The organism is Staphylococcus simiae (assembly GCF_002902085.1).
Taxonomy (GTDB): domain Bacteria; phylum Bacillota; class Bacilli; order Staphylococcales; family Staphylococcaceae; genus Staphylococcus; species Staphylococcus simiae.
The window spans coordinates 1-242 of the sequence record NZ_PPQR01000062.1 but is presented as its reverse complement, the minus strand read 5'-3'; the positions used below and the strand labels follow the sequence as shown (position 1 = coordinate 242).

The following is a 242-nucleotide window of genomic DNA, read 5'->3' as shown; positions in this document are numbered from 1 at the left end:
CCTTCAGCGTCTGTTGTTGTCACGGTCACTGGGTATGTGCCTACTGTTGTTGGACTGCCACTAATTATGTTTGTCTCTGAATCAAATGTGACACCGTCTGGTAAGCCACTCACACTATTTGTCACGGGTTGTCCACTATTATCGCTTCCATCAATGACGATATTATCAATTGGTGTGTTCACTTCTTTTGTTTGATCATCGATCGCTTTTACTGTTGGAGCTGTCGTATCCACCACTGTAAT

The 242-nt window shown here is 43.4% G+C and carries 1 protein-coding gene; it reads right to left on the bottom strand.

Annotation, left to right across the window (positions count from 1 at the left end; translation table 11 throughout):
* Positions 1-242, bottom strand: a 242-nt coding sequence (locus CD113_RS08240; protein ID WP_142380899.1) for a putative Ig domain-containing protein, incomplete at both ends; no start/stop codon positions are given.